Raw genomic sequence first — 19,145 nt, forward strand, 5'->3', positions numbered from 1 at the left:
CGCCAGCGAGGCCAGCACGCCCGGGCGAGCACGGATACCCAAGAATTTCAGATGCCAGCGTGCAACCGGGCCCCGGCTCTGCTGTGCCTGGCTGTGGCATAACAATCCATAGGAAGTGACATGCAAGACCCCAAAGTACTGGTCGCGCTGGATTATCAGCACGAAGCCGACGCCTTTGCCTTCATTGAGCAGATCTCACCGGCCCAGTGCCGCCTCAAAGTAGGCAAGGAGATGTTTACCCTGTTTGGTCCCCAGTTCGTTCGTCAACTGGTGGCCAAGGGGTTCGACGTCTTCCTGGATCTGAAATTTCACGACATTCCCAACACCGTCGCCAAGGCGGTGGCGGCCAGTGCGGAGCTGGGCGTCTGGATGGTGAATGTCCATGCCAGTGGTGGCGAACGCATGATGCGTGCCGCCAGAGAGGCGTTGCTGCCATACGGCGACAAGGCGCCCCTGCTCATCGGGGTAACCGTGCTGACCAGCATGGAGCAGTCCGACATGGTGCCCCTGGGTCTGGATGTGACGCCGGCAGAACAGGTGATCCGCCTGGCCACCCTTGCCAAGACGGCCGGGCTGGATGGTGTGGTCTGCTCCGCGGAAGAGGCGAGTGTGCTGAAGGAGCTGCTGGGAGCCGAATTCAAGCTGGTGACGCCGGGCATTCGTCCGAGCGGATCGGCTGCCGGTGATCAGCGCCGCGTCATGACGCCGCTGGCAGCGGTGGAGGCGGGTGCGGATTATCTGGTGATCGGTCGTCCCATCACCCAGTCCTCGGATCCCGCCGCCGTGCTTGGGGCGATCAATGCCGAGCTTTGCCGGTAACGGCATCATGGGCGAATGAGCGCAGGCCGGATCCCAGATCCGGCCTGCTGCATTTTGGCCGTGGGCTGGCCTTGCCTATGGGGAGCTCAGGAGTGGACTGCCTGGGCGTCCAGACGAATGGGGAAGAGGCCGAGCAGCAGGCCGGCGAGTGCACCGATGAAGTGTGACTCGATGTGTACCCTGGCACCGATCAAGGCGGAGACAGGGCTCTCGCCGGCACTGTAAAAGTCCACACCGAGCTTGATGGCGACGCCCGCCAGCATCAGCCAGCCGGAGTGACGGCGAAAGCGGATGTCCTGCATGGCACCCCATAAGAACAAGCCGTGCAGCAGGCCGGAGAGTCCCATGTACCACTGGGTTTGCGGGCAGCCCCACCAGATGCCGAGTCCGACCGCCGTTCCCAGCAGCAGCAACAGCACGGGCAGGCGCCATCCCGTCAGGTACTCCTGAAACAGGCTGTAGAGCACGGCCAGACCGCTCAGGTTGAGCAGCAGGTGCCATCCATTGGTGTGTGCCAGATTGCCTGTTATGATGCGCCACTCTTCGCCCTGGGCGATCAGGTCGCGATCGAAGGCGAGCTGATGATTTGGCACGGTGAAAAAGAGCAAGGCAGTGACGAGCGAAAGCGCGATGACCCAGAGCAGACCCGATTTTCCTGACAACATGAAGCAGCCCAACGACAAAGAGAGCCGATACTGTACACGTTGTACCCGGGCCCTCAAAGCGTGCCTGTGCGATTATATTCAGCGGGTACCGAACCTGGCTGCGCTCCATATCCTGCAACACCCTGCCGAAGTAGGTCACCCCAAGGGGACGGCGGCGCTGCTGGCGGCGTCTCTGACCGATGTGCGCATCCATGTGGGGGAGGACTTTTCCGACGATGAAGGGCTCAATGCCCTGCTTGCTGACCCCGCTGTCCAGTGCTACGTGCTGTGGCCCGATGAGGAGGCCCTGACCCTGATACAGGCAAGGGAGCATCTCCTGAGAAGTGGGCGCACCGTGCGAGCCCACTTCATCCTCCTCGATGGCACCTGGCGCAAAGCCTATCGCATGTTGCACAGCTCGCCTGCACTGCTCGGGTTGCCGCGGATCACCCTCGGCGCCATTGCCGGGCAATATTCCATTCGCAAGAAGCCCTTTGAGGAGGCACTGTCCACCCTGGAGGCGGGCTACCATCTGTTGTCCCGGTGGGAAGGAGAGCCTGAGCGCTTCGCCCCGCTGATGACCCTGTTTACCCATTTGAACCGGCAGTGGCATGACTTTGCACAAGGCCGCCGCCGTTGAGTTGCCCAGAGGAGTGAAAAACATGAAAAAAGCCGTCGTGGTCTTCAGTGGCGGGCAGGACAGCACCACCTGTCTGGTGCAGGCGCAGGCCCGTTATGACGAAGTGCATGCCATCACCTTCGATTACGGCCAGCGCCACCGGGCGGAGATTGACACCGCCCGCCATCTGGCGACGGCGCTCGGGATCGCCGCCCACAAGGTAATGGATGTGACCATGCTCGGGGAGCTGGCCATCTCTGCGCTGACCCGGGACGACATACCGGTGAGCTTCGAGCTTCAGGAGAACGGCCTGCCCAACACCTTCGTACCTGGACGCAACATCCTGTTCCTGACCCTTGCGGCCATCTATGCCTATCAGGTGGGCGCCGAAGCGGTGATCACCGGGGTGTGCGAGACCGACTTTTCCGGCTATCCCGATTGCCGCGACGACTTCGTCAAGGCGCTCAATCAGGCGGTCTCCCTGGGGCTGGATCGCCCCATCCGCTTCGAAACCCCCCTGATGTGGCTCGACAAGGCCGAAACCTGGGCGCTGGCGGATCATTACGGTCACCTCGATACCGTGCGTCACCAGACGCTCACTTGCTACAACGGAATCCAGGGAGATGGTTGCGGAGCCTGTCCGGCCTGCGAGCTGCGTCGCCGTGGCCTGGATCACTATCTGGCTGACAAGACCGGCATCCGTGCCAGACTTTACGAGAAGAGCGGACTGGGCGAGAAAAGCGGATCCTGAGCCTGTGCCTAGCCCGGGTTTGGGGTATAATCCGCCCCTTTTGCAGCAAGTCGTGACCAAGATGCACTACCCAATCAACGAGATCTTCCAGACCATCCAGGGGGAGGGGGTATTTACCGGCCTGCCCGCCATCTTCGTTCGCCTTCAGGGCTGCCCGGTGGGCTGCCCCTGGTGCGATACCCGCCACACCTGGGTGGTGGACCCCGAGCGTGAGGTGGCCCCTGGCGAGGTGCTCGATCGTTCCAATGAGTCCGACGGCTGGAGCAAGATGAGCACGGAAGATATCCTGGCCAGCTTTACCCGGCTCGGTTACCGGGCCCGTCACGTGGTGTTGACCGGTGGTGAGCCCTGCCTCTACGACTTGCGCGAGCTCTCTTCGGCCCTGGTGGCATCGGGTTATCAGGTGCAGATCGAAACCAGCGGGACCAGCGAGGTGCTGACCCATGAGCAGACCTGGGTGACTGTTTCCCCCAAGATCGGCATGAAGGGTGGGTTGCCGGTGCTGGTCTCTGCCCTCGAGCGGGCCAACGAGATCAAGCACCCGGTGGCCACCGAGCACCATATCGAGGAGCTGGATGCCCTGCTGGCCACCGCCCGGCTGCGCCCCGATGTGATGATTGCGCTGCAACCCATCAGCCAGAAAGCCAGGGCCACGGAGCTGGCCATGGCGACCTGCATCGCCCGTAACTGGCGACTCTCCATCCAGACCCATAAATACCTGAATATCGATTGATATGGATGGACTCAGCGATGAGCGCATCTTGCTGACGCTGGCCAGCAAGATGCCTTACGGGAAATACAAGGGGCGGCGCATCATCGATATTCCCGAGCCCTATCTGGTATGGATGGCGCGAAGCGGTTTTCCGGCCGGTACCCTGGGCCAGTCTCTGGCACTGGCCTACGAGATAAAGCTCAATGGACTCGAGTCCATGATTATTCCCATTATTAACAGGATGTCAGAATGAGAATATATACAAGGCAAGGGGACAAGGGGCTCACGCGACTTGCCGATGGGACTTCCCTGGCCAAAGACGATAAACGTGTCGAGACCTATGGCGCCATCGACGAGCTGAATTCCCAAATAGGCTTGTTGATGGCTGAAATACCCGTCGGGGAGAGTACACTCCTGGCCGATCTCATATTGTTGCAGCAGGAGCTGTTTGATCTGGGCGGGGAGCTGGCATTTTCCAGTGAATCGCAAACGGATGCGCTGTGGCAGGTGAACGAGGCTTGGACGAACAGGCTCGAGCAACAGATCGATGCCTACAGTGCCGGGTTGCCGGTGCTGCGCAATTTTATTTTGCCGAGCGGTTCGCGGGCGGCGGCCCAGGCACATGTGGTGCGTACCCTGACCCGTCGCTGCGAGCGCCTGCTGCTTGGGTTGAGCCGCGTAGAGCGGGTGAATCCGGCCGTTTTGCCCTACCTCAACCGGCTGAGCGACTGGTTTTTCACCATCGCCCGATACCTGCTGGTATCGTCGGGTACCCCGGAGATCCTCTGGGTCAAGGCGGCTGACAGAGGCTGACAACCGCTCGAAGCGGCAATAAAAAAACCTCGCCTTGCGAGGTTTTTTTATTGCTGTGGAAAGGGGCCTGATATTGCTCTCAGATAGCAAAGGCTTCCACGGATTTGCCTTCAGCAACGGCCTTGGCAATGACCGAGGGCATGCGGCCCTGACCGGTCCAGGTTTTTTCCACGCCATTGTCCAGATAACGATATTTGGCGGGGCGGGGCGCACGTTTGCTGACCTTGGTATTCTCGGGCACCACGGTGTTGACCAATTCGGCAGGATCGATCCCAGCGGCCTTCAGCATTTCGGCATATTCGGCAATTTTCTTTTGATGCTCTTCACGGGCCTGGCGTTCGGCGGATTCATCTTGCCGACGTTCATCGACGATGGCGGAGAGCTTTTCCAAGCCTTCTTCCAGTTGTTCCAGCGTCAAATCGCGGCAAGCTGCACGCAGGCTACGGATATTCAACAGCACTTTCAGAAACTCGTTCATATTGGCTACCACGCGAGCAAAATATTAAGGGAAGAACTGGTTTTTCGATAATTTATAGGGGTATTTGGCACCAAGTCAAGCCTGCCAAAATAATTAATTAGGCTGATAAATTAAGTCTTGAAATAGGTATGAAGGATATTTTTATCCGTTTGACGGGCCAACATCTTCGAATGGGTTCATGTCAGATGAAAATATCGCCAGCAGAGTTTTTGATGAACCATTTGACTACCTTTACAGATATGGGGGCCACAGAAACCTTGAAATTTAATCAAAAAACTTGCTATCACCCGGCGGCTCGATAAAATGTGCCGCGAATACCTTTAAGTAGAGGCGCGCTGCCTATGAGTAACCGAGCGGAGGGTGATGCCTGCGATGCTCGATGAAAGGAGTCGGCGCCGAAGTGACCAGGCCATCATACCGGGTTGCTGGTTCTGCATCTAATAGGTGCAGGACTGCCATAGTCATCCACTATGGAGCGCTACCTGAAGGGGCTGAGGAGTATACCCTCCCCATGGGTTTTGTTTCTTTGATCCTCTCGGTAGATCTCCACCTGTTGTCTTTAGGTGCAAAGAGATCATGGACATCGTTCATTACGCCGACTCCGGTTGGTCCGTCGTTCCCCCCCTGCTGGCCGTTGCGCTGGCGATCATCACCCGCCGCGTCCTGGTGTCGCTGGGGGTGGGCATAGTCGCAGGCAGCCTGCTGCTCAACCAGTTTTCTCCCCTTGCGTCCCTGCATTACATGCTCGATACCGTGCTCAGGATCTTCTGGGTCGACGGTGCGCTCAATCGTGACAACGTCAACATGATCCTCTTCATGTTGCTGCTGGGCGGCCTCATCAGCCTGATGAGCGTCTCCGGTGCGACCCGGGCGTTTGCCGAGTGGGCGGAGCGCCGCGCCAAGACCCGCAAGGGTGCCAAGTCCCTGACCGGTCTGATGGTGTTCGCCTTCTTCATCGACGACTTCTTCCACAGCCTGTCGGTGGGGGCCATCTGCCGTCCGGTGACCGATCGCTTCCAGATCTCCCGCGCCAAGCTGGCCTATCTGCTGGACTCCACCGCCGCGCCGGTCTGCGTGCTGATGCCGATCTCCTCCTGGGGGGCCTACATCATCGCCCTCGTCGGCGGCATCATGGCGGCTCATGGTCTGACCGACCAGAGCCCCATCTCCGCCTTCGTCGAAATGATCCCCATGAACCTCTATGCGGTGTTCACCCTGATCATGGTGCTGGTGGTGATCGCCTTCCAGCTCGACATCGGCCCCATGCGCCAGCATGAGCAGTGGGCACTGGAGGGCAAGCTGTGGGACGAGTCCAAGGGGCGCCCCATCGGGCTAGACATGGAGAGCCCGGAGGAGAGCAATGGCGGCATGATTGACATGGTGCTGCCCATCCTGACCCTCACCCTGACCACCGTCTATTTCATGATTGACTCCGGGGCTGCGGTGCTGGCCGACAAGGGGCTGCCGTTCAGCGTGCTCGGCTCCTTCGAGAACACCAACGTCGGCTCCTCCCTGGTCTATGGTGCCCTGTGCAGCCTGGTGGTCTCCATCGGTCTGGCCATGCGCCTCAAGCTCGGGGCAAGCAACTGGATGAAGGCGGCTCCGCAGGGGATCATGGCCATGCTGCCCGCCATCAACATCCTGCTGTTCGCCTGGACCATCGGCGCCGTGGTGCGCGATGTGGAGACCGGCAAATACCTGGCCTCCCTGGCCAATGGCAATCTGCCGGTGGAAGTGCTGCCCGCCGTGGTCTTCGTGCTTTCCTGCGCCATGGCGTTTGCCACCGGCACCAGCTGGGGCACCTTCGGCATCATGCTGCCGCTGGCCGGCGACATGGCGGCCGCCAGCGACATCAGTCTGATGCTGCCCATGTTGGCCGCCGTACTGGCAGGGTCCGTGTTCGGGGATCACAGCTCCCCCATCTCCAGCACCAGCATCCTGTCTGCCACCGGGGCCGGTTGCCATCACATCGATCACGTGATGACCCAACTGCCCTATGCTCTGGCCATCGCCTTTGGCGCTGCGCTCGGCTACCTGGTGATGGGGCTGATGCACTCCGCGCTGGCCGGTTTCACCGTGAGCGGGCTCTGGTTCCTGATCTTCTCCGGTTACCATTTGCGCAAAGCCCGGGCGTATAGCGCCGTGGCAGTCGCATAAGAGAACAAGGGGCCTGCGGGCCCCTTGGTTTTGGCAGGGGCTTTGGTTAGCATGCGCCCCATCACTCCCGTTTCGGAACCCCATCATGGCTTCACTGCACTACAAATTTGCCACCATGAACTCAGGCAAATCGACCCAGCTCATCCAGGCCCACTTCAACTATCTGGAGCGTGGCATGTATCCGCTGGCCATGACGCCCGCCATCGACGATCGCTTCGGTGCCGGCGTCATCAGTGCCAGGGTCGGTCTTGAGCTGAAAGTGGAGGTGTTCAGCGACAGCTGCGATCTCTTCGAGATGGTCAAGGCGCGCCACGCCGAGCGGCACATCGATGTCTTCATCGTTGACGAGGCGCAGTTCCTGACCCGTGAGCAGGTCTACCAGCTCGCCCGCATCGTCGACGAGCAGGACATTCCGGTGATTGCCTATGGTCTCAAGACCGATTTTCGCGGCGAACTGTTCCCCGGCTCCTACCACCTGCTCTGTCTGGCGGACAAGTTCGAGGAGCTAAAAAGCATCTGCTGGTGCGGCAACAAGGCCCACATGAACTCACGGGTCAACGAGGCGGGGCAGGTGATGCGCGACGGTGAGCAGGTGGAGATCGGCGGCAACGATCGCTATGTGTCGCTCTGCCGCAAGCACTATCTGGAAGGACGGGCCTTCAAGTAACCCGTGGCTGGCTCGTGCAGCCTGGACACCAAAGAGGGCGCCAATCTGGCGCCTTTTTTGTTGCTGGCGGTTCAGTCAATCTCGATGTCGATGGGGGCTATGATGGGATCGGCCACCGGCAGGCGGTGGAACAGCTGGCGAAAGTGCTGCTGCACCCGGCCGATATCCACCAGCGACATGCCAGAGGCGAAGCCAAACCAGACATAGAGACCGGTGAGATCGCGAAACATGGGGGGCAGATAACGGGGCGCACTGATGAGCCCCTCCAGATAGTGCTGATAGAGCACCGGGATGTCGTCCAGGGTCACCTTGCCGACAAACAGCATGGGCAGGATCTCGGGCACCCCCTCCAGCACGGCGCTGCGGATGAAGTTGACCGTCTCCACATAGCCCTTCACATAGGAGAGATCCTTGGTGAAGCAGGCTCCCCCCTCGACCATGCCGCCGCGAAACACCCGCTGGGTGATCTTGTAGGCGTCGTGTTCGCTGGTGCCCTGGCCGACGAAGTGCTGGAACACCTCGATGAAGTCGGCGCCGCGCTCCGCCATGTCGATGGCCATCACCCGATCCGAGATGCGCTTGGCCCGGTCCGGGAAGGAGCTGAAGGTGAGGGTTTCTATCAGCACCGCCAACCCCTCCTGACAGGCGGTAATGCGCGGCGAGCCCGCACTGAGCCAGGTGGCATAGGGTTGCTGGCGGCCGTTGAGGGTGGTGCCCACGTGTACCCAGCCCTCGTGGACCTCCAGCACCTGCAGATCCAGCTCGGAGAAGCGGGCGTGGGAGTTGAGCTTGATGTAATCGCCGCCGGCCGCCGCGTCCGAGACGATGCCATCGCTCAGCTTGACCTGCACGGTGCCGTCACTGAAATAGTTCGACAGCTTGCCCTGCAATTTGGCCACCGCCGCTTCCCCCTCGAACTCTTTGGGGTAGGGGCGGACCAGGTGGCGGGCGCCGGGCAGGGAGAAGATGTCGCACAGCCTCGCGCCCAGCTCCTTGAGGGTCTTGCGATCACCGCGCAGGTGATCGCCGGCCGAACCGTACAGCAGCTGGCTGTAGCGCAGGAAGTCCGGTTGGCCGCGTTGGCGCAGCATCTCGATGACCACCATGTACTGATCCACCGTCTCTTGCAGGATCCGGCCGAGATCGTCCTGGGGGCCGAGGCGCCTGCGGATCCTGTCCCTCAGCTCCTTGAGCTCAAGGTACTTGTTGCGGGGATCGAACCCCAGGGGGAGGGATTCATAGAAGTGCCTGTCGATGGCGGGCAGTGCCTTGCCGCCACTTGCCAGAAAGTCGCTTTGCAGGTGACGGGGCCATTTGATGGCATCCAGGATGCGGATGGGTTTTTGCAGGGCGAGCAGTTCATCCGAAAGGGATTTGAGGTGCAGGCGATACTTTTCTTGGATGGTCATCGGGCTCTTTGGAGGCGAGTGCGCTACGAGAATGGCTGAGTATAGGCACAGGGCCTGTCAAAAAGAAGCGAGACGACGGGGATCCGGCCTGTGTGCTTTTGGTTGTCTGAAAATTGGTTTAGACTGCGCCCCTTGATCTCTACCGTGTCGTGAAAATGATGAATATCCCCAGCTCTGAAATGATAATGCGTTGGTTGCAACAGGCCCGGATCGAGCACTATGTGTGCGATCAGTGTCATGGCATCCACATGGTCTCCCTGCAGTCCGTTGAGGGCATCCAGGAGAGCCGGATCTTCGTGGAAGAGGAAGGGCTGCTGTTCTCATCCGAGCTGGAGGTGCGCCCCTCATCGCTGCTGCCCCTGGTGGCCGAACTGGGTCGTCTCAACATGCAATATCCGTCCCTCAAGGTGTTCCTCGACATCATCGATGACAACCTGCCACGGCTCGTTGTGGGTCACACCGTCTTTACCAAGGCGGGGCTCACCGTCGAGCAGTTCCTGCTGTTCGTTGAAAGCACCACGGCAGCCACCCATGAAGTGGTTTCCGAATGTGAACGCCTTGGCTTCCTCAATCTGCCGGAAATCCAGGTCGCACCGGAATCCGTTCACTGACCTCAGCACCTGAACTGTGCGTTTAATGTGCGAACGGTTCGCTGCGGCTAAAAAGCCGTTGACGGCGGCGGGGCTTTCCCCTAAATTACGCCCCGTTCCAGCGCAACGGCGCAGCGGACACCGTGTTGGCTGAACACGTTAAACCACAGACAAAAATTTGGTGCGGTATCCGAGAGGCTGCCCACCGACGAAGTCGGCAAGATGCACGCACAGCGCGCTCCGAAAGCCACTTCAAGCAGTAAAAATTTGGTGAGGTGTCCGAGTGGCTGAAGGAGCACGCCTGGAAAGTGTGTATACGGCAACGTATCGAGGGTTCGAATCCCTCCCTCACCGCCAAATAAAACAAAAGGCCCCGTCGCAAGACGGGGCCTTTTGTTTTTCCGGTAACCGGCAATCTGGTCTCTACCCGGTATCGACAGGCGGGTGGACTAGCCCTGCTGGAGTGGCATAGGCCGTACACCGGGCGACACCGGGACGTGGTCTGGTCAATTCTTCTCTTGCTGTCAGGTTTTATCCTGATCGGTTTATCGTTCCCTAACCTTGTCCCGTCCCGTTATCTCTTCAACCTGGAGACATAGGGGATATTCCGGTACTTGTGCTCCCAGGGCAGGCCGTAGCCCACCAGCAGATCATCGTTCGTCATTTCATAGGCATAAAACTGCTCGGCGGGGATAGCCACGCGCCCTGGTTTGACAAACAGGGTCGCGATGGACAGGGAACGTGGCGCGAACGCCTGCAGGTGCGCGACCAGCCGCCTCATGGTACCCCCCGATTCGATGGCGTCGTCCATCAGGATGACGTCTCTGCCCCGGATGCCGACATTGTCGTGAAAGACGATGGGAGAGGCGTTGTGGCGCTCCCCCGGAGTGTGGGGGCAGGAGATGTAGTCCATGGCGACATCAAAGCGCAGCGCCCTGACGACATCGGCGGTAAACAGCATGCCGCCCGGCACCACGGTGATCACCACCGCCTCCGTGAATCGCTCGTTGAGCCGTTTGGCGATAACCTCGACGCCGAGCGCAATGTCCTCGGTATTTAATACCACGTCGCCGAAAACAGGGTTTCTCATGTCAGTTCCTGACAGGTTGTAGAAAGAGGGGTGGCCCGGGGTGCCAGCCCCACGCCTCTGCTGAGGAGCAGGGCCAGCACCATCAGCAAAACGACGCCGTGGAGGGCAGCCGGCAGACCGAAGGCGTCGGCGACAAAGCCGACCAGGGAGGGGCTGGAGAGCACCCCGACATAGCCCAGGGTGGCGTCGCTTATCTGGGCGTTCAGTTTGGCTAAGGGGATGATGGAGGCCCAGGCCGCCGTGGCAAAGCCCGAGCAGAAGAAGGTGGCTCGGGTGGCGAGCCGCTCACCCCGGGGCCGCCGGCTGGAGAGTGTGGACAACATGGGGTCTCCTTGGATGACAGTCGAAGGAGGGGGCTGTGCCTGGGATCCTCCGAGCGAGGAGGTCATGCTATGATCATTTCGATCTCATATGAACAAAAATGATCTTGTATTTGTTTGTGTGTGTTCATTGTGGCGATATGATGACCGCGATCAGAATGCATACATCCGAGGTAACAGCATGATCAAACTCATCATCACGGACATGGACGGCACCTTCCTCATATAGCAGGGGGGATAACAACCGAGCCCTGTTCGCCGAGGTGGTTGCTGCCATGGCGCAGCAGGGGATACATTTCGCGCCCTGCACGGGAAAACAGGTCGAACGGGTCGAGGCGCTGCTGGACAACGCCCTGGGCCTGGCCATCATCCGTCGGTTGGAGCGTCTGCCGGGCGAGCATATCGTCATCGCCAATGCCGGCGTGCACAAGGGGACAACGGTGGCCAGGTTGCAGCAGCTGGTCGGCGCTGGTCGTCATGAGACCCTGGTCTTTGGCGACGGGCTCAATGACATCGAGCTGATGGCGTGCGCCGACTTCAGTTTCGCCATGCGCAATGGCCACGACGGACCAAGGATGCCGCCCATTTCATCACCCGCTCGAACGATGAAGACGCCGTCATGCATACCATCTTGCAACTGCTCGCACTGCAGAGGCAGAGGCAGGGGGCGTGAGGCGGGCCGGGCGATGATCGCCCGGCCATTACAAGGGAACACCATGGACAAGTATTCACCGGAGGAGCGACGGCTCCTCATTCTGGATCTGCTGGCCGCGCACCACAAAGTGATGGCGGCGGAGCTGGCGGAGCCGCTGGGCACCACGGAGGCGACCATCAGGCGGGATCTGCGCTATCTGGCCGATGAGGGGCGCTGCAAGCGCATTCACGGTGGCGCCATCTCCCTGTCGCCCCAGACGGGGACCCTGACCGAACGCAGTACCCAGCATGTGGCGCAGAAGCAGGCCCTGGCCGTGGCCGCCCTGAGCCTGGTCAAACCGAACCAGCTGATCTTCCTGGATGCCAGCAGCACCCACCTGCTACTGGCATCCCTCATGCCGGAACACCAGGGTCTGACGGTGGTGACCAACAGCCCGGCCATCGCCTGCCGGCTGCTGGAGAGACCCGGCATCAGGACCATCCTCATCGGTGGCGAGCAGGATCCGCTGGTCGGCGGGGCCGTTGATATCGCGGCGGCCGAGGGCATCAAAAAGTTCCGCTTCGACCTCGGTTTCCTGGGGGTCTGTGCCTGGTCCTCGGATCTCGGCTTCAGCGCCGTGCATTACCAGGACAGCGAGTTCAAACGCCGGGTCGCGGAGCGTTGCGGCTCGCTGGCGGTGCTGTGCAATGACGACAAGCTGGAGTCCCTGGCCTCCTACCCCTTCCTGCACGCTGCGGATCTCGACTACCTGATCTGCACCCGGCAGGATCCGGTCCTGGTCAAGACGTTCGAAGGGGAGGGCTGCACCGTCATCACCGCCGGCTGATGCCGCCGCGAGAAGAGTGGGGAGAGGCCGGGGATAAAAAACGCCCCGTTCCCGGGGCGTCGGGAACGGGGCACCTGCCAGCGTCATCAGGCGAGATCGAAGCGATCCAGGTTCATCACCTTGGTCCAGGCCGCCACGAAGTCCTTCACGAACTTCTCCTTGGCATCCGCACTGGCGTAGACCTCTGCCAGGGCGCGCAGCTGGGAGTTGGAACCGAACACCAGATCGACCCGGGTTCCGGTCCACTTCATCTTGCCGCTCTGGCGATCACGGCCTTCATAGACTCCCTGGCTGCCAGCCGCCGGCTTCCACTCCGTGCCCATATCGAGCAGGTTGACGAAGAAGTCGTTGGAGAGGGTACCCGGGGCGGCGGTAAAGACCCCGTGGCAGTTGCCCGCGTTGGTGCCGAGCACCCGCATACCGCCCACCAGTACCGTCATCTCGGGGGCACTTAGGGTGAGTAGCTGCGCCTTGTCGATCAGCATGGTCTCCGCGAAGCCCGCGCACTCGCCCGCGTAGTTGCGAAATCCATCTGCGAGGGGCTCGAGCACCGCGAAGGAGTCCACATCTGTCTGGGCCTGGGAGGCATCCATCCGGCCCGGAGTGAAGGGCACGGTCACGGCGACACCGACTCTCTTCGCGGCCTGCTCGACCCCCACGCCGCCCGCCAGCACGATGAGATCGGCGAGGGAGACCCGCTTGCCGCCGGTGGCGGAAGCGTTGAAGGTCTGCTGTATCCCGTCGAGGGCCTGAAGCACTTTCGCAAGCTGGGCAGGCTGGTTCACGGCCCAATCCTTTTGCGGGGCGAGCCGGATGCGGGCACCGTTGGCGCCACCGCGTTTGTCAGAGCCACGGAAGGTGGACGCGGAAGCCCAGGCGGTCGACACCAGCTCGGCCACGGACAGGGAGGTCGCCAGGATCTGCTCCTTGAGCAGGGCCACGTCCTTGTCATCGATCAGGGGATGATTGACGGCGGGGATGGGGTCTTGCCAGATCAGCTCCTCTTTGGGTACTTCCGGCCCCAGGTAGCGGGCAATGGGACCCATGTCGCGGTGGGTCAGCTTGAACCAGGCGCGGGCGAAGGCATCGGCGAAGGCCTGCGGATCCTCGTAGAAGTGGCGGGAGATCTTGCCAAACTCGGGGTCAAAGCGCAGGGTCAGGTCGGTAGTGAGCATGGTCGGCTTGTGGAACTTGCCCGGGATGTGCGCATCGGGAATGATCTCGGGCGCATCCTTGGCCACCCACTGCTTGGCGCCGGCTGGCGACTTGGTCAGCTCCCACTCGTAGTTGAACAGGTTTTCAAAGAAGTTGTTGCTCCACAGGGCCGGTGTCTTGGTCCAGGTTACTTCGAGCCCGCTCGAGACGGTATCCTTGCCATGGCCGCTGCCGAAGTCGCTCATCCAGCCGAGGCCCTGGGCCTCCAGAGGCGCGGCTTCCGGCTCTGGCCCCTTGTGGGATTCGGGCGCGGCGCCGTGGGCCTTGCCGAAGGTGTGGCCGCCCGCGATAAGGGCCACCGTCTCTTCATCGTTCATGGCCATGCGACCGAAGGTGGAGCGGATGTCCTTGGCTGCCTCCATGTAATCGCCGCTGGCGTTGGGCCCTTCCGGGTTGACGTAGATGAGGCCCATGTGGGTGGCGCCGAAGGGGGCCGTGAGCTCGCGATCGCCCTTGACCCGATCGGGATCGACCCCGAGCCAGGCAATTTCATCCCCCCAGTTGACGTCCTGATCCGGCTCCCACACGTCGGGCCGCCCACCGCCAAAGCCGAAGGTGCGAAAACCCATGGTCTCCAGGGCGACGTTGCCGGCGAGGATCAGCAGATCGGCCCAGGAGATCTTGTTGCCGTATTTCTGCTTGATGGGCCAGAGCAGGCGGCGGGACTTGTCGATGTTGACGTTGTCAGGCCAGCTGTTGAGGGGGGCGAAGCGCTGTTGGCCACGGCCGCCGCCACCGCGACCGTCGGTGGTGCGATAGGTGCCCGCAGCATGCCAGGTCATGCGGATGAACTGGGGGCCGTAGTGACCGAAGTCCGCCGGCCACCACTCCTGGGAATCCGTCATCAGCTTGACCAGATCTTTCTTGAGTGCCTTGTAATCCAGGCTCGCGAAGGCCTTGGCGTAGTCAAAGTCCTTGTCCATGGGATCGGCGCCGGGGGAATGCTGATGCAGCAGATCCAGCCGCAACTGGTTCGGCCACCAATCTCGATTGGTTCTGCCGACGCCGGCGGTGTGGTTGAAGGGGCATTTGCTTTCTTCACTCATCTCTGTCTCTCCTTGGCAGTCATGTGCAATGCAGACAACTCAGTATGGGAACTTTTCCTGCAACCGGCGGGGCATCTGACAGGCTGGGCCTTGGACCGGCATCGGGGGGATATCAATAACTCCTTATATTTCAGCTAATTGATTAAGGATGGGATGACCGTATTACGAAAAGATGAATCGGTGCCATCGAATTTGGCTGCTCCTGTACAAGGGATAAGAGATGGAAGGAGCGCCCTGGCAGCCGTGTTATCAATCTTTTTATCCATAACACGAGGGAGCAGACCTGGACTTGCGCTGGGTCATGGCATGAGGAGGGCTTGTCTTGAGCGGGGCAGAAAACCCCATTTTTGTGACGGCGGTCCGGACTGCGTCCTGAGCAGGGCACCGAGCGCCAGAGGATGGGGTGGGGGCGTTGCGCCAAAAAGCGGGCGGCGCAGAAACAAAAAGACCGGCCAGTGGCCGGTCCAAACAGACAGCGTGCTGCTGTCTCATCAGGCTGATCCCAGCCTGGAGGGGAATAATGGGGTGGCTGATGGGGCTCGAACCCACGACAACCGGAATCACAATCCGGGACTCTACCAACTGAGCTACAGCCACCACTGAAATCTGCCTTCGATACAGCTATCAAACTCATCTGTATCGATGGCGCGCCCTGCAGGATTCGAACCTGCGACCCACGGCTTAGAAGGCCGTACCTGTTAATAGAGTTAAAATGTCATCAGAATACGTCAAACATCAAATAAATATAATACTTTAAAATCAATGTCTTATTGCCGTTAAGTCTGTCTAGGTTAGCTGAGGAAATTTTATGTTGCCAAAATTAGCACTTCAGGCTTCTGCATTTTTAGTTGTTTTTTTGATCTAAAATGGATCATTCACTCGCTCGTACGCAAAAAAAATGAGCCTCGATAGAGGCTCATTTGGGGCGATGCAAGAGGCATTTGTCACATTGGTCAATTATCGTTTTAAGCGTTGCGCTTTCGAACTGAGTCCACCCAAAATTGAATCTGCAATCTCAGTGGGAAATGTATCAGGCAATTGCTGACGAACGATTGATATTACCTCATCCAGATTATCCGTCAGTTCGCTGATGATTTTTTCCATCTGCACTTGTTCAAAACCAATCGCCTTGGCCGTTTGATAAAAATGGCGAGGAAATATCTGCTCTATCGCGTATTTTTTGCCCTTGGTTGCAGTAAGCCCCATGGCCAACTTGGCATCACGGGGATGTAATCCTTTACCACCAAATGCAGGATACATGGAAAGGATGTCGTAAAACGGTGTAAGCCGGAAACGCCCTTCAGGTTCGATAAACACCGAGAAATTCTTGGCATGGCCATCAGTGGCAGCCAGCAGCCAGAACAACACCTGAGACTTCATAAACAGGTACCGATCCTGCTCCGGCGTGGCCGATCCCAGCAGGGTCGTCATGATGTCAGCAATGCCCGGTCCACCATGGCTCTCGTACTTGCGTGCTGACGGTACATTCAACACCTGGCAGAAGTCCTCTTGGGGCAGGCGCATGATCCAACTGCGATCCGTGGCGTAGCGCCGATCGAAGCGTTCCACCGCCAGAGCCTTGACCTTGCCGACCTGCATGATGAAGCAATGGGGAACCGGAAGACCCAATGCTTTGGCGATCAGGGTGCAGAGATATTCGTTTTCTACGCTCTGGGAGAGGTCTATCGAGTAGGAGTGGCTTTCGATCTTGCCAATGGGCAGCTTGATAATGTGGGTGGTTGGGGTCGCTGCATGCGGTAAGCACCAACGGTTGTCGAGGTAGAGTAACGCGGTCTTTTCCTGAGCCCCGGCGATGGATATCCGAAAATCGTCCTCTTCCCTCACCATACCAAGCGGGATCCCTTGCTGGTAGCTGGTCATGATCTGCTCCAGTTCGGCGTCAGAGAGCGGCTTGCACTCAATGCGCTTAACGTCTGGCACAGGTCTGCCCTGAGCCACCAGTTGCAATGCCCCCACGCTGTCCTGGCCAATGCAACTGAGCAGATCAAAGGGTTGGGTGGAATCGGCTTGATAGCGCGCCACCACCCGGTTTCTTACTTCCGGGTTATCTGGCAGCAGATTATCGAAGAAGTTATAGGCCTCATCGCCCTGGTAGCGCTGCTGGCGTAATGGCATGGAGAGCGAGATGGGGCGGCTGCCTGGCAACTTCACCCACGATTCATCGTACTGAAATTGGTGAGCACCATTGGTCGCCTTGGTAAAGGTACCTACCCGGTATCCGTTCATGTAGACCGTCAGGCTGGCCATTACCACTCCTCCTTCCAGCCAGGCGTTGCGTTTTCCGCAGGATCGGTGCGGGGCCTGATATCGAGGGAGAGTTCCAGTGCGGCGAGGATCTTGAACAAGGTCTCCAGCTTGGTTGACTCGGGATTGAGCTCGAAGCTGGACACCGTGTCCTGCCTGATCCCCACCTTGCCGGCCACTTTACCTTGGGAGAGCTTTTGCGAAAGCCTGGCATCCTTGAGACAGGCACTAAGTTGCTTGGCGCTGGTTACTTTCATGATTTGACTTACCTGGTAGCGTAATTTCTTTTAATTTACACGCTGTGGCAGGTATATCAATATTTACCTGCTTTAGGCGGTAAATGTTTTTCACACGCTAAAGGCGGTATTTAACCTTGATCCTCAGGTATGGGTGTCGCACTTTCGATTCAAGGGGCCATTAAAACAAGGTGTAACGAGTTTCAGCAGGAGTGCACTGGGGTTGGCGCAACAAAAGCCAAGGCAGCGATGGTGCGTCGGTTGATCGTCTCTGTCAGTGAGTCCATGATTGTTGCGATCGCTTCACGGGAGCTCACAAGTTCGCACCCGCGTTCGCTTCTTTAAATACCTTCTTGAATTGATGAGCACGAAATTTTGCCAATCTAGCCGAGGTTTCTCGGGAAAATTTGCAAATGCAGTGATGGTGTCATCATGTACAGAACCTTAAGCGGCAAGCGAATTAATAATACCGTCTAACGTGTTGTTTTGCTTGGATTTTCTCTGCCTACTCTTTTTGCCGTTTTTGGATAAATACACCATTGCCCACTCCAACTTCTCTGTTATTTCCTGCCACGCACCATGGATGATGCTCGCCAATATCGGCATTAACCAAAGCGCGCTGTTTTTGGCAATCTTCAGCATCGATAACTCCGCGCTGCCAATCAGCGTCAGCGCCAGCCGACGTTTGACCAGCAAGGCCAGCAAACTAGCCCAGATCAAGCCTTCCGCTATCGCTTTTTGTCGTGTCGCGAACGCCTTCAACCGGTTATGTGATTTCAGCTCTTTGAACAACAGTTCGATCTGCCAACGGCAACGATACAATGCCATCACCTTCTCGGCTGGCCATCGCTCACGCGGAAGATTGGTCATCCATATACAGAACCGTTTTTCCTCTGCAAACCAACGTCTTATGAGTCGATATTTATACTTTCCCGAACTCACATCCAGATCCAGAACCTCGGCTCTGCAGCTTCTCCGATCGATATCCTTGAGCTTTTTTCCGAGTAACTTGGGCATTTCCCTGCCGTCCTGTCGGTAAGCTGCCTGTACTTTGGGATTGAGATTTTGACTCCCTCTGACCAGATAGCTTCCTTTGGCTTTGGTCACATCAGCAAAGTACTCGCGGCTGATGTAACCGGCATCCGCCAATAACAGTTTGTTATTTAACGAATTTGCGGCCGGAAGATGCTTGCGCTCCGATTCGGTATCCGCCGTGATACTCATCGATATCGGCGACTGGTCCAGCAAGGACATGGTCATATGACACTCTACCGCAGCGGGGCTGTGCTTATTGAATCGGCCCGGGAAATGTTCTGCCAATTGCGGATGTAACGCGAATGACGACCCGTCCTGCAGCAGTACCTGCTCAAAGCCTGCCAGTCCGTGGGCGTCCGGTAGACACTCCTTGAGGCGTAAGGCGATGGCTCGTTCAACCAGTGCGCGCATGAACAAGGGAAAACCCTGCTTGCGTAACTGGTTGTGAAAGGGTTTATACGCTATTTGGTCAGTATCATGGAGCTGCAACGCATTGAAATGGCGATGCAAACCAGCAATACCATCCACCTTGTCGCAACCAAGCCCTGAGAGCAGAGCCGGGAGTAGTCTCGCAGGCTGGATATCCCGGAGTCGCTGACAAAAACCGGTAAATTTACCGATCCGGTTGAGTTCAGAAGAGCTAAGAAGTTGCTTGAGGTACTGGGTTGCATTGATAATAGTCATGGCTTCGGGCGTGTCGGTTTTTTTTTGCGATTAAATCAGATCACAAACGAAGCCTTTTTTCTATCTATTTCAATTGGTTGTAGCTAAAGATCCTGTACATGATGGTGTCATACC

At 58.7% G+C, this 19,145-nt stretch carries 19 protein-coding genes, 2 tRNA genes and 1 riboswitch; of the genes, 11 read left to right on the plus strand and 10 right to left on the minus strand.

The features are described 5' to 3' along the window. Window positions 1-120: 120 nt before the first annotated feature. Window positions 121-819, plus strand: a complete 699-nt coding sequence (pyrF, locus tag H7R73_RS10275) for an orotidine-5'-phosphate decarboxylase (RefSeq protein ID WP_052816464.1) — start codon at window positions 121-123, stop codon at window positions 817-819. A gap of 86 nt (window positions 820-905) precedes the next feature. Here the strand turns inward: pyrF and rrtA are convergent, their stop codons facing one another. Beyond that, complete coding sequence (rrtA, locus tag H7R73_RS10280; RefSeq protein ID WP_232092765.1) at window positions 906-1,484, minus strand: rhombosortase; 579 nt, start codon at window positions 1,482-1,484, stop codon at window positions 906-908. On the opposite strand from rrtA, the gene H7R73_RS10285 reads away from it, so the two are divergent. The 5 genes from H7R73_RS10285 (at window position 1,450) to H7R73_RS10305 (ending at window position 4,358) form a co-directional block, all read left to right on the plus strand. Next, complete coding sequence (locus H7R73_RS10285; RefSeq protein WP_182951691.1) at window positions 1,450-2,103, plus strand: tRNA-uridine aminocarboxypropyltransferase; 654 nt, start codon at window positions 1,450-1,452, stop codon at window positions 2,101-2,103. The genes rrtA and H7R73_RS10285 overlap by 35 nt on opposite strands. Window positions 2,104-2,125: 22 nt before the next feature. After that, a complete protein-coding gene (gene queC / locus H7R73_RS10290; protein WP_010674995.1) occupies window positions 2,126-2,833 on the plus strand; it encodes a 7-cyano-7-deazaguanine synthase QueC in 708 nt (235 codons plus the stop codon). Window positions 2,834-2,894: 61 nt separating this feature from the next. After that, the gene (gene queE, locus H7R73_RS10295) at window positions 2,895-3,566 is read left to right on the plus strand and encodes a 7-carboxy-7-deazaguanine synthase QueE (RefSeq protein WP_010674994.1); all 672 of its coding nucleotides are present in this window, start codon (window positions 2,895-2,897) and stop codon (window positions 3,564-3,566) included. Window position 3,567: 1 nt separating this feature from the next. Continuing rightward, complete coding sequence (locus tag H7R73_RS10300; protein WP_039038687.1) at window positions 3,568-3,798, plus strand: DUF3820 family protein; 231 nt, start codon at window positions 3,568-3,570, stop codon at window positions 3,796-3,798. Further along, window positions 3,795-4,358, plus strand: coding sequence for a cob(I)yrinic acid a,c-diamide adenosyltransferase (locus tag H7R73_RS10305; protein ID WP_010674992.1), 564 nt, complete (start codon window positions 3,795-3,797; stop codon window positions 4,356-4,358). The genes H7R73_RS10300 and H7R73_RS10305 overlap by 4 nt, the downstream gene beginning before the upstream one ends. A 79-nt stretch (window positions 4,359-4,437) precedes the next feature. Here the strand turns inward: H7R73_RS10305 and H7R73_RS10310 are convergent, their stop codons facing one another. Further along, window positions 4,438-4,836 carry an H-NS family histone-like protein gene (locus H7R73_RS10310; RefSeq protein WP_041215041.1) on the minus strand — a complete coding sequence of 133 codons (399 nt, stop codon included), beginning with the start codon at window positions 4,834-4,836 and terminating at the stop codon, window positions 4,438-4,440. A 317-nt stretch (window positions 4,837-5,153) separates the two neighbouring features. Further along, window positions 5,154-5,325: riboswitch (Lysine riboswitch) on the plus strand. An 87-nt stretch (window positions 5,326-5,412) separates the two neighbouring features. Between H7R73_RS10310 and H7R73_RS10315 the strand changes: the two genes are divergently transcribed. Together H7R73_RS10315 and H7R73_RS10320 are read left to right on the plus strand one after the other, a co-directional pair. After that, the gene (locus tag H7R73_RS10315; protein ID WP_042016617.1) at window positions 5,413-6,993 is read left to right on the plus strand and encodes a Na+/H+ antiporter NhaC family protein; all 1,581 of its coding nucleotides are present in this window, start codon (window positions 5,413-5,415) and stop codon (window positions 6,991-6,993) included. A gap of 85 nt (window positions 6,994-7,078) precedes the next feature. Next, entirely contained in the window at window positions 7,079-7,660 is a 582-nt protein-coding gene (locus H7R73_RS10320; RefSeq protein ID WP_045524473.1) for a thymidine kinase, read from the plus strand. 71 nt (window positions 7,661-7,731) lie between these two features. Here the strand turns inward: H7R73_RS10320 and H7R73_RS10325 are convergent, their stop codons facing one another. Further along, the gene (locus H7R73_RS10325; RefSeq protein ID WP_103260266.1) at window positions 7,732-9,069 is read right to left on the minus strand and encodes a flavohemoglobin expression-modulating QEGLA motif protein; all 1,338 of its coding nucleotides are present in this window, start codon (window positions 9,067-9,069) and stop codon (window positions 7,732-7,734) included. 155 nt (window positions 9,070-9,224) lie between these two features. On the opposite strand from H7R73_RS10325, the gene H7R73_RS10330 reads away from it, so the two are divergent. Both H7R73_RS10330 and H7R73_RS10335 read left to right on the plus strand, forming a co-directional pair. Beyond that, entirely contained in the window at window positions 9,225-9,680 is a 456-nt protein-coding gene (locus H7R73_RS10330; protein WP_160839247.1) for a YbjN domain-containing protein, read from the plus strand. Between the two features lie 248 nt (window positions 9,681-9,928). Beyond that, window positions 9,929-10,016 (plus strand) — tRNA-Ser (locus H7R73_RS10335). Window positions 10,017-10,233: 217 nt separating this feature from the next. On the opposite strand, the gene H7R73_RS10340 is transcribed toward H7R73_RS10335, so the two are convergent. Both H7R73_RS10340 and H7R73_RS10345 read right to left on the minus strand, forming a co-directional pair. Continuing rightward, window positions 10,234-10,749 (minus strand): phosphoribosyltransferase, encoded by a 516-nt coding sequence (locus tag H7R73_RS10340; RefSeq protein WP_103260265.1) that lies wholly within the window; start codon window positions 10,747-10,749, stop codon window positions 10,234-10,236. Further along, window positions 10,746-11,072, minus strand: a complete 327-nt coding sequence (locus H7R73_RS10345; protein ID WP_103260264.1) for a hypothetical protein — start codon at window positions 11,070-11,072, stop codon at window positions 10,746-10,748. Before H7R73_RS10345 ends, H7R73_RS10340 begins: the two co-directional genes overlap by 4 nt. A 260-nt stretch (window positions 11,073-11,332) precedes the next feature. Between H7R73_RS10345 and H7R73_RS24095 the strand changes: the two genes are divergently transcribed. Continuing rightward, window positions 11,333-12,550, plus strand: a complete 1,218-nt coding sequence (locus H7R73_RS24095) for an HAD hydrolase family protein (protein ID WP_269475238.1) — start codon at window positions 11,333-11,335, stop codon at window positions 12,548-12,550. 86 nt (window positions 12,551-12,636) lie between these two features. Here H7R73_RS24095 and katG read toward each other — a convergent pair whose 3' ends face one another. The 5 genes from katG to H7R73_RS10380 all read right to left on the minus strand — a co-directional run bounded on the left by katG (window position 12,637) and on the right by H7R73_RS10380 (window position 19,031). Further along, the gene (katG, locus tag H7R73_RS10360) at window positions 12,637-14,811 is read right to left on the minus strand and encodes a catalase/peroxidase HPI (RefSeq protein WP_103260263.1); all 2,175 of its coding nucleotides are present in this window, start codon (window positions 14,809-14,811) and stop codon (window positions 12,637-12,639) included. Window positions 14,812-15,332: 521 nt separating this feature from the next. After that, window positions 15,333-15,408, minus strand: a tRNA-His gene (locus H7R73_RS10365). Window positions 15,409-15,768: 360 nt separating this feature from the next. After that, entirely contained in the window at window positions 15,769-17,079 is a 1,311-nt protein-coding gene (locus tag H7R73_RS10370) for a type II toxin-antitoxin system HipA family toxin (RefSeq protein ID WP_005329232.1), read from the minus strand. Beyond that, window positions 17,079-17,333 carry a helix-turn-helix domain-containing protein gene (locus H7R73_RS10375; protein ID WP_005329233.1) on the minus strand — a complete coding sequence of 85 codons (255 nt, stop codon included), beginning with the start codon at window positions 17,331-17,333 and terminating at the stop codon, window positions 17,079-17,081. The genes H7R73_RS10370 and H7R73_RS10375 overlap by 1 nt, the downstream gene beginning before the upstream one ends. Window positions 17,334-17,756: 423 nt before the next feature. Then, window positions 17,757-19,031 carry an IS4-like element ISApu2 family transposase gene (locus H7R73_RS10380; protein WP_011191341.1) on the minus strand — a complete coding sequence of 425 codons (1,275 nt, stop codon included), beginning with the start codon at window positions 19,029-19,031 and terminating at the stop codon, window positions 17,757-17,759. Window positions 19,032-19,145 lie beyond the last annotated feature (114 nt).

It is taken from the genome of Aeromonas sp. WP2-W18-CRE-05 (genome assembly GCF_014168615.1).
Classification (GTDB): Bacteria; Pseudomonadota; Gammaproteobacteria; order Enterobacterales; family Aeromonadaceae; genus Aeromonas; species Aeromonas caviae.

Coding starts and splice junctions, on each gene's coding strand:
- H7R73_RS10325 (WP_103260266.1), bottom strand. CDS start 9,069: ATGACCATCCAAGAAAAGTATCGCCTGCACCTCAAATCCCTTTCGGAT.
- H7R73_RS10375 (WP_005329233.1), bottom strand. CDS start 17,333: ATGAAAGTAACCAGCGCCAAGCAACTTAGTGCCTGTCTCAAGGATGCC.
- H7R73_RS10305 (WP_010674992.1), top strand. CDS start 3,795: ATGAGAATATATACAAGGCAAGGGGACAAGGGGCTCACGCGACTTGCC.
- H7R73_RS10315 (WP_042016617.1), top strand. CDS start 5,413: ATGGACATCGTTCATTACGCCGACTCCGGTTGGTCCGTCGTTCCCCCC.
- H7R73_RS10300 (WP_039038687.1), top strand. CDS start 3,568: ATGGATGGACTCAGCGATGAGCGCATCTTGCTGACGCTGGCCAGCAAG.
- queC (WP_010674995.1), top strand. CDS start 2,126: ATGAAAAAAGCCGTCGTGGTCTTCAGTGGCGGGCAGGACAGCACCACC.
- H7R73_RS10380 (WP_011191341.1), bottom strand. CDS start 19,031: ATGACTATTATCAATGCAACCCAGTACCTCAAGCAACTTCTTAGCTCT.
- H7R73_RS10310 (WP_041215041.1), bottom strand. CDS start 4,836: ATGAACGAGTTTCTGAAAGTGCTGTTGAATATCCGTAGCCTGCGTGCA.
- H7R73_RS10370 (WP_005329232.1), bottom strand. CDS start 17,079: ATGGCCAGCCTGACGGTCTACATGAACGGATACCGGGTAGGTACCTTT.
- pyrF (WP_052816464.1), top strand. CDS start 121: ATGCAAGACCCCAAAGTACTGGTCGCGCTGGATTATCAGCACGAAGCC.
- rrtA (WP_232092765.1), bottom strand. CDS start 1,484: ATGTTGTCAGGAAAATCGGGTCTGCTCTGGGTCATCGCGCTTTCGCTC.
- queE (WP_010674994.1), top strand. CDS start 2,895: ATGCACTACCCAATCAACGAGATCTTCCAGACCATCCAGGGGGAGGGG.
- katG (WP_103260263.1), bottom strand. CDS start 14,811: ATGAGTGAAGAAAGCAAATGCCCCTTCAACCACACCGCCGGCGTCGGC.
- H7R73_RS10345 (WP_103260264.1), bottom strand. CDS start 11,072: ATGTTGTCCACACTCTCCAGCCGGCGGCCCCGGGGTGAGCGGCTCGCC.
- H7R73_RS10330 (WP_160839247.1), top strand. CDS start 9,225: ATGATGAATATCCCCAGCTCTGAAATGATAATGCGTTGGTTGCAACAG.
- H7R73_RS10320 (WP_045524473.1), top strand. CDS start 7,079: ATGGCTTCACTGCACTACAAATTTGCCACCATGAACTCAGGCAAATCG.
- H7R73_RS10285 (WP_182951691.1), top strand. CDS start 1,450: ATGACCCAGAGCAGACCCGATTTTCCTGACAACATGAAGCAGCCCAAC.
- H7R73_RS10340 (WP_103260265.1), bottom strand. CDS start 10,749: ATGAGAAACCCTGTTTTCGGCGACGTGGTATTAAATACCGAGGACATT.